Consider the following 15,860-nt stretch of genomic DNA (forward strand, 5'->3'; position numbering starts at 1 on the left):
TGGCGCGCCACCCTGCTCGTGCGCGAAACCGCGTGCCTGAGCGCCGCGGACCGGGCCGCCGTCGACGCCGACCTCGCCGCCGACGCCGGGACGTTCGCCGGGGCCGGTGACCGGTCCCTGGTCGCCGCGGCCCGGGCCGCCGCGTACCGGCGTGATCCCCGCTCCGTGACCGAACGCGCCGCGCACGCCGCCAGTGAGCGGCGTGTCAGCCTCCGCCCGGCCCCCGATGCGATGACCTGCCTGACCGCCCTGCTGCCCGTGACCGCCGGCGTCGCCGTCTACAAGGCGTTGAGCGGGCACGCCGACACCCTCCGTGCCGCCGGGGGTCCGAGGGGCCGCGGGCAGCTGATGGCCGATGCGCTGGTCGAACGCATCACCGGCACCCCCGGCGGGATCACCGGSGTCGARATCCAGCTCGTCATCACCGACCGCACCCTCTTCCAGGGCAACGCCGAACCCGCCGTCCTGCCCGGCTACGGCACCGTCCCCGCCGGCTGGGCCCGGGAACGCATCGGCGCCGGGACGAACGCCGAGGACCGGAACTTCAACCTCTGGCTCCGCCGGGTCTACACCCACCCCGGCGCCGGCGAGCTCRTCGCCATGGACTCCCGCGCCCGGCTCTTCCCGCCCGGGCACCGCCGCTTCATCCAGGCCCGCGACGACACCTGCCGCACCCCGTACTGCGACGCGCCCATCCGCCACCTGGACCACATCATTCCCTGGCACACCGGCGGCCCGACCACCACGGACAACGCCGCCGGCCTCTGCGAAGCCTGCAACCACACCAAAGAAAACCCCGGCTGGAAAGCACGCCCCAGCCCCGAAGCCGCACCCGGATCCGCCTTGAGCATCGGCGCGAGGCACACCCTCGAACTCACCACCCCCACCGGCCACACGTACCGTTCCACCGCGCCGCCCCTGCCCGGAACACCGCTTCGGCCATCAGCCACAGACCAGCCAGGCTCCCGCCGCCGGCGCCAGCTCCGGCACCAAGCCAAAACGCTCAGGCGTGGAAAGCCCAAAGTGGCAGCCGCAGCATAGGAATCATTGTCTGCCTGGGGATGAACTGGAGGCGCTCTGAGCAGCCTGCGCGGGCCGTCCGGCGCTCGGGCTGGCCCTTAGTGTGAAGCTGCGTCCTCGCCGTACGGTTCCGGCCCGGTGACAACATCGTTCGCGGGACCGTGGCACCACTCCGAAAAGGACCCCGGATAGAGGGCAGCGGAAAAGCCGGCAATCTCGAGGGCGGCGATTTCATGGGCCGCTGTCACTCCGGACCCGCAGTACACGGCAGTGGGAACGCCGTCCCGGTAACCGAGCTGTTCGAAGCGCTCCCGCAGCTCCGCCGGGGCAAGGAAGCGCCCGTCAGCGCGCAGGTTCCCGGTGGTAGGGGCACTGACGGCCCCCGGAATATGGCCGGCGCGGGGATCCACGGGCTCGATTTCGCCGCGGTACCGCTCCCCCGCCCGGGCGTCCAACAGCAGCCCCCGCCGGCCCCAACTGGCGGCTTGTCCGGCGTCGATCGCGGGCATGGCGCCGTCGGACAGGGTGACGTTTCCGGGTGCGGGCTGTTCGGGTCCGGCCGCCAGCTCGAACCCGGCAGCCCGCCACGCGGCCAGGCCGCCGTCGAGCAGGTACACAGAACTGAAGCCGGCGTTGCGCAGCATCCACCACAGCCGGGCCGCAGCCATGTTGCCGCTGTCGTCGTACGCTACGACCACATCGCCGTCGTTGATGCCCCAGCGGCGCGCTGACTCCTGGAACTGCTCCGACGGCGGCAACGGATGCCTGCCGCGTTCCGGTTCCGCCGGTCCGGCAAGTTCAGTGGCGAGATCCACGAAGACGGCCCCGGGGATGTGTCCGCGCAGGTAGTGATCGTGACCGTGGGGATCCCCCAGCGCCCAGCGAACGTCGAGGAGTACTGTGCGCTGGCCGGCTGCGCCGGCGTCGTCCATCCGGTCCTTGAGGGCGGCAGCATCGAGAAGGGTGTCCATTTCCCCACTCTATCTTTGGCGTCCCGCCGCCCCCGGTAGGCTGTAGCGGTGAACACAGCGCACCTGCAGGACCGGGCCTGGGCCGACGAGGCCGTCCGCCGGATCAACGCCGAAAACAACCGCTCAGCCGACACCCACCTGTACTCGGTGCCGCTCCCGGAGCACTGGGGCGTGCAGCTGTACCTGAAGGACGAATCCACCCACCGCACCGGCAGCCTCAAGCACCGGCTGGCGCGGTCCCTGTTCCTCTTCGGCCTCGTCAACGGCTGGATCCGGGAAGGCACCACGATCGTGGAGGCATCCAGCGGCAGCACCGCCGTCTCCGAAGCCTATTTTGCGCAGCTGCTGGGACTGCCCTTCATCGCCGTGATGACCCGGACCACCAGCCGCGAGAAAATCGCCCTGATCGAACAGTTCGGCGGCTCCTGCCATCTGGTGGACCACGCCTCCGAGGTCTACGAGGCCGCCGCGGATCTGGCCAGCAGCACGGGCGGGCACTACATGGACCAATTCACGTACGCCGAACGGGCCACGGACTGGCGCGGGAATAACAACATCGCCGAATCGATCTTCGGCCAGCTGGCGCTGGAGGAGCACCCGGTCCCCCGCTGGGTGGTGGTCGGGGCCGGCACCGGCGGGACCAGCGCCACGATTGGCCGGTACCTGCGCTACCACCGCTACGAGACGGGCCTCGCCGTCGTCGACCCGGAAAATTCCGCGTTCTATCCGGGCTGGCGGAACAGCCGGCCCGACGGCGGGACAGCTGGCGGCGGGACTGCAGCCGACGCACCCGCGGCGGGATTGCCCTCCCGCATCGAGGGCATCGGCCGGCCGCGGATGGAGCCGAGTTTTGTGCCCGCCGTAATCGACCACATGATCCAGGTTCCCGACGCCGCGTCGGTGGCGGCCATGCGGCATCTGAGGGACCACGCCGGTCTGCACGCGGGTCCGTCCACCGGGACCAACCTCTGGGGCGCGTGGCAGCTCATCGCCGGGATGATTGCGGAGGGCCGCCGGGGCAGTGTTGTGACCCTGATGTGCGACGCCGGGGACCGCTACGCCGGAAATTACTACAACCCGGAGTGGCTGGCGGCCCACGGCCTGGATCCCGAACCCCACGAGGCCGTGCTGGGCGAGTTCTTCCGGGCCGGCGTCTGGCCGGCCTAAACCAGCCGGCCAGCCCGTCCGTCAGCACGCCGGCCTAAGCCCGCCAAGGCGCCCGCGGAGGCTAAACCTCCGCTGTATCGCCGCTGGAGAGGTGCCGGTACTCGGTGCCGTACTTGGCGCCGATCCGGGTCACGTGCCCCTCCACCAGCCCGCGGCCCAGCTCGTTCAGCAGCGCGTCGTGGATCGGGAAGGCCTGTGGTGCGCGGACACCGATGACAAAATCCACCACTTCGCCCACCTTGTTCCACGGGGCGTGGATGGGTACAAGCAGCGTCTTGACGTCGACGCCGTCGGGGATCGCGAAGGAATCCCCCGGGTGGTAGACATTGCCATCGACGAGGTAGCCGACGTTGGCCACCACGGGGATCTGCGGATGGATGAGGGCGTGCTGGCCGCCAAAGGTCCTGATGGCGAAGCCCGACGTTTCAAATTCCTCGCCCGCGCCCGCCACATGGATGCGGCTTCCGGCGTCGGGCGCCTTGCCGCGGAGCGTCGCGGCCACGGCCTCCGGGGCGAAAAGCTCAAGGGTGGTGTTCGACTGCAACGCCGCGGCGACGGCGTCGACGTCCACATGGTCCGCGTGCTCGTGGGTAATGAGCACAGCATGTGCTCCGGCCAGGGCCTGGTCCGTCTCCGAAAAGGTGCCCGGGTCGAACACCAGCACCCGGCCGTCCTGTTCGAGGCGGACACAGGCGTGAGTAAATTTGGTCAGCTTCATCCGGCCAGCCTAGGCACCAGCCGTCACAGTGTCCACGAAGCGCCGCTGGCAATCTTGGGCGCTGGTAATCTTGGACATTGCCACACTCAGCGAGTCCCACCCGCGAATTCTTTTGACGAAGCGAGTTCCACGATGTCCCAAGGCGCTACCACCGGCAGCAGCCGGACTCCGGCCTCGGCACCCGTGCAGGGCAAGGAACAGCGCGTCACCAAGCAGCGCCTCGCCGTCAGTGCCGCCCTGGACGACCTGGCGGACTTCGTCAGCACCCAGGAACTGCACCGTATCCTCCAGGAGCGCGGCACCGCGGTGTCCCTCGCGACCTCCTACCGGATCCTGCAGTCCCTCGCCGACGACGGGCTGGTGGATGTCCTGCGCAACGCCGACGGCGAAGCGGTGTACCGGCGCTGCGCCGTCACCGGGCACCACCATCACCTGCTGTGCCGGAACTGCGGCAAGGCCGTGGAAGTGGAAGCACCGGCGGTCGAGGCCTGGGCCGCGCGGATCGCGAATGAGCACGGCTTCACCGCGGTGGAGCACACCGTGGAAATCTTCGGCCTGTGCCCAGAATGCACAGCCAGTCAGCCAGGCGAATAGCCGGAGCTGCTGAAATTCCCCACCTTTGACCTCGTGACCCCGGAAATCACCGGCGGGGCGCAGGGACCCGCCGGCGGCCGACGGCAAACCTGGGGAAATTCCGCCACTGTGGCGTGAGAGCGTTAAGCCGACGCAGCGGCGCTCCGCACCACCCGGCCGTTGAGTCCCCGTCTGGTCCGTGCGCCACCGATCATCCGGCAGGCCACGTAGATCAGGAAGGACAACGTGGTCACATAGGGGCTGATCGGCAGCCGGCCGCCGAGGGCCAGCAGGATGCCTCCGACGGTCGCCGTCATCGCAAAGACGATGCTCAGCGTGACAACCAGCCGGGGCGAGGACGTGACGCGCATGGCGGCGGCCGCGGGCGTGATCAGCAGGGCCAGCACCAGCAGCGCGCCCACAATCTGGATGGACAGCGCCACGCTGATCCCCAGCAGCACCATGAAACCAAGGGCGAGGGCCCGCACCGGCACGCCGCGGGCGGTGGCGACGTCGGGGTCGACACTGGCAAAGGTCAACGGCCGCCAGATGGCGGCCAGCGCCAGCATCACCACGACGGCGGCGACCGCCAGGACCTGCAGCTGGACGGTCCCGACCGATACGATCTGCCCGGTGAGCAGGCCGAACTTGTTGGCCGCCCGGCCCTCGTACAGGGACAGGAAGAGGATGCCCAGGCCAAGCCCGAAGGGCATGATGACGCCGATGATCGAGTTCTTGTCCCGTGCGCGGACCCCCATCACGCCCAGCACCAGGGCTGCCAGCACGGATCCTGCCAGCGAGCCGAGGATGATGTCGGCACCGATCAGCAGCGCGAACGCCGCGCCGGCAAAGGAGAGCTCCGAGATCCCGTGGACGGCGAAGGCGAGGTCGCGTTTCATCACGAAGGTGCCCATGATTCCGCCGAGCAGCCCGAGGACAGCGCCGGCCCAGATGGAGTTCTGCACCAGGACCAGCAGCTCGCCGTAGTTTTCGAAGTTGAAGATTGAGTGCAGCAGGTCGCCCAGATCCACTTAGCCCGCCTCGCCCGCGACTGAGTGCGCGTCCAGATGGTGGTGCGTCGCGGCGTCCGGCAGCCCGACGACGATCAGCCGGCCGTTGGCCTGGATGACCTCAACACGGCTGTCATACAAATCGGAGAGCACCTCGGTGGTCATGACCTCCGCGGGTGTGCCCACCCGGAACTTTCCGCCGGCCAGGTACAGGACCCGGTCCACGTAGTCCATGATCGGGTTGATCTCGTGGGTCACGAACACCACGGCACTGTCCGCGTCGCGGCATTGCCTGTTGATCAGCGCGCTGACGCCCTGCTGGTGCTGAAGGTCTAGGGAGAGCAGCGGCTCGTCGCACAGCAGCACCTTGGGATCGGTCGCGAGGGCCTGCGCCACGCGCAGGCGCTGCTGCTCACCGCCGGAAAGCTGCCCCACCGGCACCTTGGCGTAGTCGGTGGCGCCCACAAGCTCCAGGAGTTCATCGACTTTACGGTTCACCTTGGCGCCGCCGAGGCGGATGCCCCAGCGGTGGCCGTCGACGCCGAGGGCCACGAGGTCGCGGGCGCGCAGGGGCGTATCGGGGTCGAATGATTTCTGCTGGGGCACGTAGCCGATCCGGCGGCTTCCCCGTTCAACGGGGTGGCCGTCGAGCACGGCCGTTCCCGTGCTCAGTTCCTGCAATCCCAGCAGGACCTTCAGGAAGGTGGTCTTGCCGCTGCCGTTGGGCCCGAGCACGGCAAAGAATTCACCCGGGTTGATGTCCAGGTCCAGGCCCTCCCAGAGAGTCCGTTGGCCGAACGCCAGGGAGGCGCCGCGCAGGCTCACTACCGGTGTCAAAAGGGGTTTCCTCGATTTTCCGCGGAGATGGCTGCTCCCGCTGTTGCGATCATCCTAGGGCCTTGCCGATGCTCTCCACGTTTCCGGTCATCCACTGCAGGTAGGACTGGCCGTCCGGGAGGGTCTCGCTGAAGTTCACGACCGGGACGCCGGCGTTCTCGGCGGCTTTTTTCACCGCCGCCGTCTGCGGTCCCTCGGTCTGGGTATTGTAGGCCAGCAGCCTTACGCCTCGGGATGCCACGAGATCGACGGTGGTCTTGAGCACGGCGGGCGGGACGTCGGCGTCCTCCTCGATCGCCGCCGTGTACTCGGCCGGGGTCTCGTTCTCCAGTCCGGCGTCCTCGAGCAGGTACAGCGGTACAGGCTCGGTGACGGCCACGGGCGCGTGGCCCGCCGAGGACTTGATGGCGGCGAGCTTCGTTTCCAGGCCGCCGAGCGAGTCCTTGAAGGCCGCCGCGTTGCTCCGGAACGTCGGCGCCGAGGCCGGTTCCAGCGAGCCCAGCTTCTCGGCGACGGCGTCCGCGAGGCGGGACATGGCAGGCAGGCTGTACCAGACGTGTTCGTTCAGCCCCGTGGATCCGTGGGTGTGGCCGGCGGAGTCGGGGCTCGCCGCTGCCGGGCTTTCGCTGGCAGCGCTTTCGGAGACAAGGCCTGAAACATCCACGGCGCTGATGACGCTGCCGCGGTCCAGGCCGGTGTCGGTCGCCAGCGTGTCCATGAAGGCGTCGTATCCCCCGCCGTTCTCCACCACCAGCTCGGCCTTGGAGACGGCCAGCTTGTCCTGCGTGGTGGCCTCGTAGGAGTGCGGGTCCTGGCTGGTGCGGTTGATGATCGAGCTGACCCGGACCTTGTCGCCGCCGATGCTGGAGACGATGTCGCCGTACACGCTGGTGGATGCGACGACGTTGACCAGGCCGTCCCCCGCGGTCCCCCGCGGGCTGCCGGACGTCGGACTGCACGCGGTGAGCAGGAGGCCCAGGCCGGCAAGACCAGCCAGCAGGACTCGGGCAGCGGGACGACGCACGGAAAACCTCGGATCTGTTATTGAGAATCAGGAGCAATAGCAACAGCCCGAGTGTATCCCTAAATAGGAATCATTCCTATTTAGGGATACACGGCGTGCCCCCGCCGGTGCCCGGCCGCAGCGGGGCTGCCCGTTACTGGACCGGCCGTTACGGGGCCGCCCGTTATTGGGCCGCCCCCTACTGGTCCTGGCCCAGCCTGCGGTAGCCGGTGGCCTGCGTCGCGTCCCGGATTTCGCCGACGAGCTGCTCGATCACGTCTTCGAGGAACAGCACGCCCTGGGTCAGCCCGTCGGGTCCGATCACGCGCGCCAGGTGCGAGCCCGTGCGCTGCATGACGGACATGGCCTGCTCGATTTCGTCGTCCATGGCGAGGTTCGCCAGCGACCGGATGCGGCTTTCCGCAATCGGCTGGTGGTACCCGGCGTCCGGGATGGACAGCACGTCCTTGATATGGAGGTAGCCGGCCAGCATGCCGTCGTCGTCGAGCATCGGGAAGCGCGAGAACCCGGTCCGGCTCACTGCCTTTTCGAATTCGACCGGCGTGGTGGCCGCCTTGAGCATGACGAGTTTGCCCAGCGGAACCATCACACGGGACGCGGTGTGTTCGGAGAACTCGAGCGCTCCGGTGATGAGTCCGGCGTCGTCGTCCACGAGTCCGTGGCGGGTGGATTCCTGCACGATCGACTGCACTTCTTCAAGGGTGAAGGTGGAGGTCACCTCGTCCTTCGGCTCAATCCGCATCAGCTTCAGGATGTGGTTCGCGGACCAGTTAAGCGCCGCAATGACGGGCTTGACGAGCCGCCCGATGAACATCAGCGGCGGCGCCAGCAGCAGCGCCGCCTTGTCCGCGACGGATACGGAGATGTTCTTGGGCACCATTTCGCCGAATGTGACGTGCAGGAACGTCACCAACAGCAGGGCGACGGCGAAGGCCACAATGTTTGCGACCTCCTCGGGGACGCCCGCCGCTTCCAGCGGCACGGCCAGGAGGTGGTGGATCGCGGGCTCGGCCACCTGCAGGATCAGCAGCGAGCAGACGGTGATGCCGAGCTGGGCGCAGGCGAGCATGAGGGAAACGTTTTCCATCGCCCGCAGGGTGGTCTGGGCGCGCTTGGAACCTGCCTCGGCCAGCGGCTCGATCTGGCTCCGGCGGGCCGACATGACGGCGAATTCGGCGGCCACGAAGAAGGCGTTGCCCACCAGGAGGAACGCAAGCCAGAGGATTCCGGCCCAGTCGCTCATGCGGCACCTGCCTGGCTGGCGGGCTGGCCGTCGCCGGACACCCGGACGGGCCGGAAACAGATCCGGTCGATCCGGCGGCCGTCCATGCGGGTCACGCTGAGTGTCCCGCCGACGACGTCGACCGTGTCGCCGACTGCCGCGATGCGGCCGAGCTGGCTCATGACGTAGCCTCCCACCGTTTCGTAGGCAGCCTCGTCGGGCACGGTCAGGCCCGGGATCTGTTCGGAGAGTTCATCGGGCCGGAGCAGGCCCGGGAAGTACCAGTCGCCCGAGGCGCTTTGGAGCAGGCCGGGCCGGACCTTGTCATGCTCATCGGCCACTTCCCCGACGATTTCCTCCACGAGGTCCTCCAGCGTGGTGATGCCGGCGGTTCCACCGTATTCATCCAGGACCACGGCCAGTTGCAGGTTGCCCTCGCGAAGTTCGGCGAGGAGGGCGTCCAGGTGGATGGTTTCGGGGACCCGGAGCACGTCGGTCATGATGGCCCCCGCCTGCAGCTTGGCGCGGCGGTCCGCGGGCACGGCAATGGCCTTCTTGATGTGGACCACGCCGCGGATGTCATCGGAGGACTCGCCGATCACGGGGAACCGGGAGTATCCGGTGCGCTTGGCGGCCTCGACGATATCCGAGACCGGCTGGTCGGCGTCGATGGTCTCCACGCGGATGCGGGGGGTCATGACGTCCGCGGCGGTCCGCCCGGAGAACTTCAGGGTTCGGGCGATGAAGTTGGCCGTTCCGGCGTCGAGGGTGCCCATGGCCGCGGAGCGGCGCACAAGCGAGGCCAGCTCGGCCGGGGTGCGGGCGCCGGAGATTTCTTCCTTGGCCTCCAGGCCGAAAACGTTGAGGACCTTGTTGGAGAAGCCGTTGAGCACCACGATGGCGGGCTTGAAGATGGCGGTGAACACCAGCTGGGGCCGGGCCACGGCCTTGCCGATCGGGAAGGACAGCGCGATGGCCATGTTCTTGGGCACCAGTTCGCCGATCACCATGGAGAGCAGGGTGGCCACCGCCATTGCCAGGACCAGGGACAGCGAGGCAGCCGCCGCGGGCGGGACGCCGAGCGCGGTGAGCGGGCCTTCGAGCAGCTTGCCCACGGACGGTTCCATGACATAGCCGGTCAGCAGCGTGGTCATGGTGATGCCCAGCTGGCAGCTGGAAAGCTGAGTGGAGAGTGACTTGAGACATCTGAGCAACGGCTCGGCGGCGGTGTCGCCGGTGTCAACGGCGCGCTGCACGGTGGCCTGGTCCAGGGCGACCAGGGAAAATTCCACGGCGACAAAGAAGCCGGTGCCGAGGATGAGCAGGAGGCCTGCTGCGAGGAGTAGCCATTCCATGTCAGCGGCCTGCTTCCGCAGCAGCGCATGGCACGTGCCGAGTCAGGGGACGCAAATGCGGGAAGGCCCGGCCTGGCGGAGGATGGTCGGCGGCGGCCGACCCTGTTTCCTGGATAGCTCCGGAATGGCGTGCGGCCGGAGAGTGATGGGCGCGTGAACGGGGTTTGCCGGCTCTGCGGGTGGACTGGGCGGGAACGGTTTCCGTACTCCGCTGACAGCCCCCAGGCCGGCACCTAGATTTACTGTCCATAAGAATTTCAGTCTACAGGAGCAACCGCCGCCAGCCCCCGACCGCCCGCGTCACCGGCCGGGTTCACCAGCTCTGCGGGACGGGCCGGCCCTCCTCGTACCCGGCCGCGGACTGGATGCCTGCCACGGCGCGTTCCCGGAAAGCGGCGAGATCGGCAGCACCGGCGTAGCTCATGGAACTGCGCAGGCCGGCGGTGATCATGTCCAGCAGGTCCTCGACGCCGGGCCGGGCCGCGTCGACGTACATGCGGGAGGTGGAGATGCCCTCCTCGAAGAGGGCCTTGCGGTCCTTTTCGAAGGCGCCCTCGCGTTGGTTGCGGTTCTGCACCGCCCGGGCGGACGCCATGCCGAAGCTCTCCTTGTACTGCCGGCCCGAGGCGTCGAGCTGCAGGTCCCCGGGGCTCTCGTGCGTACCGGCAAACCAGGAGCCGATCATGACCTGGCTGGCCCCGGCGGCCAGGGCCAGGGCGACGTCGCGCGGGTAGCGGACCCCGCCGTCGGCCCATACCCGGCCGCCGGCTTCCCGGGCCGCGGCGGAGCATTCGAGGACGGCACTGAACTGGGGGCGGCCCACGGCCGTCATCATGCGCGTCGTGCACATGGCGCCGGGGCCCACCCCGACCTTAACGATGTCCGCCCCGGCCTCGATGAGCTCACGTGTGGCATCGCCGGTGACGACGTTGCCGGCGACCACCGGCACGCCGGGGTTGAGACCCTTCACGGCGGCGAGGGCGTCGAACATTTTCTGCTGGTGCCCGTGTGCGGTGTCGAGGACCAGCACGTTGACGCCGGCCGCCAGCAATTCGGCGGCCCGTCCGGCCACGTCACCGTTGATTCCGACGGCGGCAGCGACCTTCAGCCTGCCGTCGTCGTCCAGGGACGGCCGGTAGAGCGTGGAGCGCAGGGCGCCCTTACGGGTGAGCACGCCGGCCAGGACCCCGCCCTGCTGCACCGGTGCGTAGTCGGTTCCGGCGGCGTCCATCGCTTCAAAGGCGCGGCGGAGGGCCTGCGCAGCATCGGCCGCCGACCCGCCCCCAAACAATCCGCCGGCGAGCGGTCCGCCGTCGAGCACCAGCGGCTGGTGGCGGATGACGGAGGCCAGTGACGCGAAACGGTCCTGGCCCTCGCAGTCGGTGGCCCGGACAACACCGGTGACCGCGCCGGAGTCGTCCACCACCACAACGGCCCCGTGCGGCCGCTTGCCCATCAGGTGGAGGGCATCAATGACGGTGTCCGTGGGCGCGAGCGTGACGGGGGTTTCCAGGACCGGGTGGCGTCCCTTGATCCAGGCCGTGACGTCACGGATGACGTCGAGCGGGACGTCCTGCGGCAGGACTCCAAGGCCGCCGCGGCGGGCCATGGTCTCGGCCATCCGCTTCCCCGTGACCGCCGTCATGTTCGCCGCCACCAGCGGGATCGCGGAGCCGGTCCCGTCGTCGGCCGCGAGGTCGACGTCCAGGCGGGAGGTGACATCGGACCGGGACGGGACCAGGAAGAGGTCCGAGTAGGTCAGATCGGTGGTGGGCTCATTCAGGAAACGCACTGCTGCTCCTTTGCTGGCACCCGCAGCTGGCACCGTCGGCGACAAACGGGTTCTCACTGCATTCTAGGGCGGTTTCCGGCGGCGCCGGCACCGCGTCCGGCACCGCGTCCGGCCTCGCGCAGGGCACCGCATGTGGGCCCCATCCGGGGCCGATTCTGCAACTCTTCTTCACCGCAATTCGGCGGCTGCCGGGGCGGATCATGATTTGGGTCACGCTTATTGGCGGTTTGGCAAGAATCCTCACTAGACTGGCATGGGTCTGGGTTCACTGGACGCAGAGACTGGCTCAATCGTTGTGCCGAGGCACCGTGGAAGCCAGAGGGAATCAAACTCACGGAAGAGGCGTATTTCAAGTGCCAGAGCAGCCTAGCCACCGTCTACCAGAGGAATTTGGCGGAAACGAGTGGCTCGTTGACGAACTGTATGAGCGTTACCAGCAGGACAAGAACACGGTCGACTCCAAGTGGTGGCCCCTGTTCGAATCCTTTGAAGCTAGTGACGCCTCTCCCGCCAACGGAACGTCCGGCACCGCGACAGCTGTGCATCCTGCCACCCGTGAACTTCCCGTTGTAGCGCCCGCCGCCGCTCCGGCAGCACCTGCGCCCGCCGCCCCCGCAGCTCCCGCCGCCACGGCTGCGCCCGCACCGGCTGCGCCCGCCGCCAAGAAAGCCCCGGCCACCGTCGCCCGGGACGGCTCCAAGACTTCCGACGCCGGCCCCGGCACCGCGCCGATCCCGGCGCAGCTGCCCAAGAACCTCAAGGCCCCGACGGCTCCCGAAGAAGACGTCGTCTCGGTCCTGCGCGGCCCGGCCAAGGCGATCGCCTCGAACATGGTCACCAGCCTGGAAGTGCCGACCGCGACGAGCGTCCGCGCCATCCCGGCGAAGCTCCTGATCGACAACCGTGTGGTCATCAACTCCAACCTGGCCCGCGCCCGCGGCGGCAAGGTCTCCTTCACGCACCTGATCGGCTACGCCGTCATCCGCGCCCTGTCCCAGTTCCCGTCGATGAACGTCTACTACGACGAGATCGACGGCAAGCCGGTGGCTGTCCAGCCGGCGCACGTGAACTTCGGCATCGCGATCGACATGCCCAAGCCCGACGGCACCCGCCTGCTCATGGTCCCGAACATCAAGAAGGCGGAGACCCTCAACTTCTCCGAGTTCTGGCACACCTACGAGGACCTGATCAAGCGTGCCCGCAACGGCAAGCTGACCGCGGACGACCACTCCGGCACCACCGTGTCCCTGACCAACCCCGGCGGCATCGGCACCGTCCACTCGGTCCCGCGTCTGTCCAAGGGCCAGGCCGCCATCATCGGCGTCGGCGCACTGGACTACCCGGCCGAGTTCCAGGGTGCCAGCGAGAAGATCATCGCGCAGAACGCGATCAGCAAGGTCCTCACGCTGACCTCCACCTATGACCACCGCGTCATCCAGGGTGCCGGCAGCGGCGAGTTCCTCAAGCTCGTGCACCAGCTGCTGCTGGGCGCGCAGAACTTCTACGACGAGATCTTCGAGTCCCTGCGTATCCCCTACGAGCCCGTGCGCTGGAGCCCCGACCTGCAGGTGGACCCGGCCGACGAGATCAACAAGGTCGCCCGGATCCAGCAGCTGATCCACGCCTACCGCGTGCGCGGCCACCTCATGGCGGACACCGATCCGCTCGAGTACGTCCAGCGCAAGCACCCGGACCTCGACGTCCTGACCTACGGCCTGACCCTGTGGGACCTGGACCGCGAGTGGCCCACCGGCGGCTTCGGCGGCAGGCCGATGCTCAAGTTCCGGGACATCCTCGGCGTCCTCCGTGATGCCTACTGCCGCACCGCCGGCATCGAATACATGCACATCCAGGACCCGGCCGAGCGCAAGTGGTTCCAGGACCAGCTGGAGCACCCGTACTCGAAGCCGAGCCGCGACGAGCAGCTGCGCATCGTCTCCAAGCTCAACGCCGCCGAGGCCTTCGAGACCTTCCTGCAGACGAAGTTCGTCGGCCAGAAGCGCTTCTCGCTCGAGGGCGGCGAGTCCCTGATCCCGCTGCTGGACGCGATCATCTCCGACGCCGCCGACGACGAACTCGACGAAGTGGCGATCGGCATGGCCCACCGCGGCCGGCTCAACGTGCTGACCAACATCGCGGGCAAGACCTACGCGCAGGTCTTCCGCGAATTCGAAGGCACCCAGGACCCGCGCTCCGTGCAGGGCTCCGGTGACGTCAAGTACCACCTGGGCACCGAGGGCACCTTCACCTCGGACAACGGCAAGGAGACCAAGGTCTACCTCGCCGCGAACCCGTCCCACCTCGAGGCCGTCGATTCCGTCCTCGAAGGGATCGTCCGTGCCAAGCAGGACCGCCTGGACCAGGGCGAGGCGTTCCCCGTGCTGCCGATCATGGTGCACGGCGACGCCGCCTTCGCGGGCCAGGGCGTGGTCGCGGAAACGCTCAACCTCTCCCAGCTGCGCGGGTACCGCACCGGCGGCACCATCCACATCGTGGTCAACAACCAGGTCGGCTTCACCACCGCACCGTCGTCCTCGCGTTCCTCCACGTACTCCACGGACGTCGCCAAGATGATCCAGGCACCGGTGTTCCACGTGAACGGCGACGACCCGGAGGCCGTGGTCCGCATCGGGCAGCTTGCCTACGAGTTCCGTCAGCGTTTCCACAAGGACGTTGTCATCGACATGGTCTGCTACCGCCGTCGCGGCCACAACGAGGGCGATGACCCCTCGATGACCCAGCCGCTGATGTACAACCTGATCGAGGCCAAGCGCTCGGTCCGCAAGCTGTACACCGAATCACTGATCGGCCGCGGTGACATCACCGAGGAAGAAGCCGAGCAGCTGCTGCGGGACTACCAGGAACGCCTGGAACGCGTCTTCGCGGAAACCCACGCGGCCCAGACGTCCCCGATCCCGATCATCACGGCCGATTCGGCCGCGGTGTCGGACCTGGAACGCCCCATGGCCCAGCAGTCCGATTCCGGCGTCAGCGCGCCGGTATCCACCGCGATCTCCGCGGAGACCCTGGCCCGCATCGGCAAGGCCCACACCGATATCCCGGACGGCTTCACCGTCCACGCCAAGCTCAAGCAGCTGCTGGAGAAGCGTGAGGCGATGTCCCGTGAAGGCGGCATCGACTGGGGCTTCGGTGAACTGGCCGCGTTCGGTTCGCTCATCATGGAAGGCGTCCCCGTCCGGCTCGCCGGCCAGGACTCGCGCCGCGGCACCTTCGTGCAGCGCCACGCCGTCTTCCACGACCGCGCCAACGGCGACGAATGGCTTCCGCTGTCCCACCTCTCGGATGACCAGGCGAAGCTGTGGATCTACGATTCGCTGCTCTCGGAATACGCCGCCATGGGCTTCGAATACGGGTACTCGGTGGAACGCCCGGATGCGTTGGTGCTCTGGGAAGCGCAGTTCGGTGACTTCGTCAACGGCGCGCAGACCATCATCGATGAGTTCATCTCCTCGGCCGAGCAGAAATGGGGCCAGCGGTCCTCGCTGGTCCTCATGCTGCCGCACGGCTACGAGGGCCAGGGCCCGGACCACTCCTCCGCCCGCATCGAGCGCTTCCTGCAGATGTGCGCCGAAGAGAACATGATCGTCGCCAACCCCACGACGTCGGCCTCGCACTTCCACCTGCTGCGCCGCCAGGCGTACAGCAGGCCGCGCAAGCCGCTCATCATCTTCACGCCCAAGCAGCTGCTCCGCCTCAAGGCCGCAGCGTCCTCCGTGGAGGACTTCACCACCGGCTCGTTCCGCCCGGTCATTCCGGAACACGCGCAGCTGCAGGCCGACGCCGTCGAACGCGTGCTGCTGGTCTCCGGGCGCCTGTACTACGATCTGCTGTCCACCCGGCAGAAGACCGAGAACAAGACCACGGCGATTGTCCGCGTCGAGCAGCTGTACCCGCTGCCGGCCGACGAGATCGCCGCGGAGCTGGCCAAATACCCGAACGCCGAAGTGGTCTGGGCGCAGGACGAACCGGCCAACCAGGGTCCGTGGCCGTTCATCGGCCTGAACCTGCCGGACGCCCTGGACCGCCGGGTCCGCCTCATCTCCCGCCCCGCCTCGGCCTCCACCGCGGCAGGGTCGATGAAGCGCCACGCGGCAGAACAGGACGCCCTGCTCAAGCAGGCATTCGCTCGTAAATAGCGGCATTGCTGCCC

The 15,860-nt window shown here is 68.2% G+C and carries 12 protein-coding genes; 4 read left to right on the plus strand and 8 right to left on the minus strand.

The genetic code is table 11. The annotated features are described in order from the left end of the window. Positions 1-1,041: HNH endonuclease (locus tag AC1DKN_RS11195; protein WP_476871294.1), on the plus strand; the 1,041-nt coding region annotated here is incomplete at its 5' end. A 77-nt stretch (positions 1,042-1,118) separates the two neighbouring features. Here the strand turns inward: AC1DKN_RS11195 and AC1DKN_RS11200 are convergent. Beyond that, entirely contained in the window at positions 1,119-1,991 is an 873-nt protein-coding gene (locus AC1DKN_RS11200; RefSeq protein ID WP_476871295.1) for a sulfurtransferase, read from the minus strand. Between the two features lie 48 nt (positions 1,992-2,039). Here AC1DKN_RS11200 and AC1DKN_RS11205 point away from each other — a divergent pair, with 48 nt between their 5' ends. Further along, on the plus strand, positions 2,040-3,158 hold the full coding sequence (locus AC1DKN_RS11205) for a PLP-dependent cysteine synthase family protein (RefSeq protein ID WP_476871296.1): 1,119 nt from the start codon (positions 2,040-2,042) through the stop codon (positions 3,156-3,158). A 61-nt stretch (positions 3,159-3,219) separates the two neighbouring features. Here the strand turns inward: AC1DKN_RS11205 and AC1DKN_RS11210 are convergent, their stop codons facing one another. Further along, positions 3,220-3,876, minus strand: coding sequence for an MBL fold metallo-hydrolase (locus AC1DKN_RS11210; protein WP_028277504.1), 657 nt, complete (start codon positions 3,874-3,876; stop codon positions 3,220-3,222). Positions 3,877-4,008: 132 nt separating this feature from the next. Between AC1DKN_RS11210 and AC1DKN_RS11215 the strand changes: the two genes are divergently transcribed. Continuing rightward, positions 4,009-4,470, plus strand: coding sequence for a Fur family transcriptional regulator (locus AC1DKN_RS11215; protein WP_028277503.1), 462 nt, complete (start codon positions 4,009-4,011; stop codon positions 4,468-4,470). A gap of 122 nt (positions 4,471-4,592) precedes the next feature. Here AC1DKN_RS11215 and AC1DKN_RS11220 read toward each other — a convergent pair whose 3' ends face one another. The 6 genes from AC1DKN_RS11220 to AC1DKN_RS11245 all read right to left on the minus strand — a co-directional run bounded on the left by AC1DKN_RS11220 (position 4,593) and on the right by AC1DKN_RS11245 (position 11,689). Continuing rightward, a complete protein-coding gene (locus AC1DKN_RS11220; protein ID WP_476858850.1) occupies positions 4,593-5,480 on the minus strand; it encodes a metal ABC transporter permease in 888 nt (295 codons plus the stop codon). Then, the gene (locus tag AC1DKN_RS11225; RefSeq protein ID WP_476858851.1) at positions 5,481-6,296 is read right to left on the minus strand and encodes a metal ABC transporter ATP-binding protein; all 816 of its coding nucleotides are present in this window, start codon (positions 6,294-6,296) and stop codon (positions 5,481-5,483) included. It lies immediately after the preceding gene. A 49-nt stretch (positions 6,297-6,345) separates the two neighbouring features. Beyond that, positions 6,346-7,320, minus strand: coding sequence for a metal ABC transporter solute-binding protein, Zn/Mn family (locus AC1DKN_RS11230; protein WP_476871297.1), 975 nt, complete (start codon positions 7,318-7,320; stop codon positions 6,346-6,348). Positions 7,321-7,498: 178 nt separating this feature from the next. Then, positions 7,499-8,563, minus strand: coding sequence for a hemolysin family protein (locus AC1DKN_RS11235; RefSeq protein WP_459385219.1), 1,065 nt, complete (start codon positions 8,561-8,563; stop codon positions 7,499-7,501). Then, complete coding sequence (locus AC1DKN_RS11240; protein ID WP_476848824.1) at positions 8,560-9,897, minus strand: hemolysin family protein; 1,338 nt, start codon at positions 9,895-9,897, stop codon at positions 8,560-8,562. Before AC1DKN_RS11240 ends, AC1DKN_RS11235 begins: the two co-directional genes overlap by 4 nt. 313 nt (positions 9,898-10,210) lie before the next feature. After that, on the minus strand, positions 10,211-11,689 hold the full coding sequence (locus AC1DKN_RS11245; protein WP_476871298.1) for a GuaB1 family IMP dehydrogenase-related protein: 1,479 nt from the start codon (positions 11,687-11,689) through the stop codon (positions 10,211-10,213). A gap of 353 nt (positions 11,690-12,042) precedes the next feature. On the opposite strand from AC1DKN_RS11245, the gene AC1DKN_RS11250 reads away from it, so the two are divergent. After that, positions 12,043-15,846 carry a multifunctional oxoglutarate decarboxylase/oxoglutarate dehydrogenase thiamine pyrophosphate-binding subunit/dihydrolipoyllysine-residue succinyltransferase subunit gene (locus tag AC1DKN_RS11250; RefSeq protein ID WP_476848822.1) on the plus strand — a complete coding sequence of 1,268 codons (3,804 nt, stop codon included), beginning with the start codon at positions 12,043-12,045 and terminating at the stop codon, positions 15,844-15,846. Positions 15,847-15,860 lie beyond the last annotated feature (14 nt).

It is taken from the genome of Arthrobacter sp. 01N444 (assembly GCF_056399305.1).

Bases quoted from the DNA above. Each gene is read 5' to 3' on its own strand.
- AC1DKN_RS11210 (WP_028277504.1), bottom strand. From the start codon at position 3,876: ATGAAGCTGACCAAATTTACTCACGCCTGTGTCCGCCTCGAACAGGAC.
- AC1DKN_RS11235 (WP_459385219.1), bottom strand. From the start codon at position 8,563: ATGAGCGACTGGGCCGGAATCCTCTGGCTTGCGTTCCTCCTGGTGGGC.
- AC1DKN_RS11240 (WP_476848824.1), bottom strand. From the start codon at position 9,897: ATGGAATGGCTACTCCTCGCAGCAGGCCTCCTGCTCATCCTCGGCACC.
- AC1DKN_RS11200 (WP_476871295.1), bottom strand. From the start codon at position 1,991: ATGGACACCCTTCTCGATGCTGCCGCCCTCAAGGACCGGATGGACGAC.
- AC1DKN_RS11215 (WP_028277503.1), top strand. From the start codon at position 4,009: ATGTCCCAAGGCGCTACCACCGGCAGCAGCCGGACTCCGGCCTCGGCA.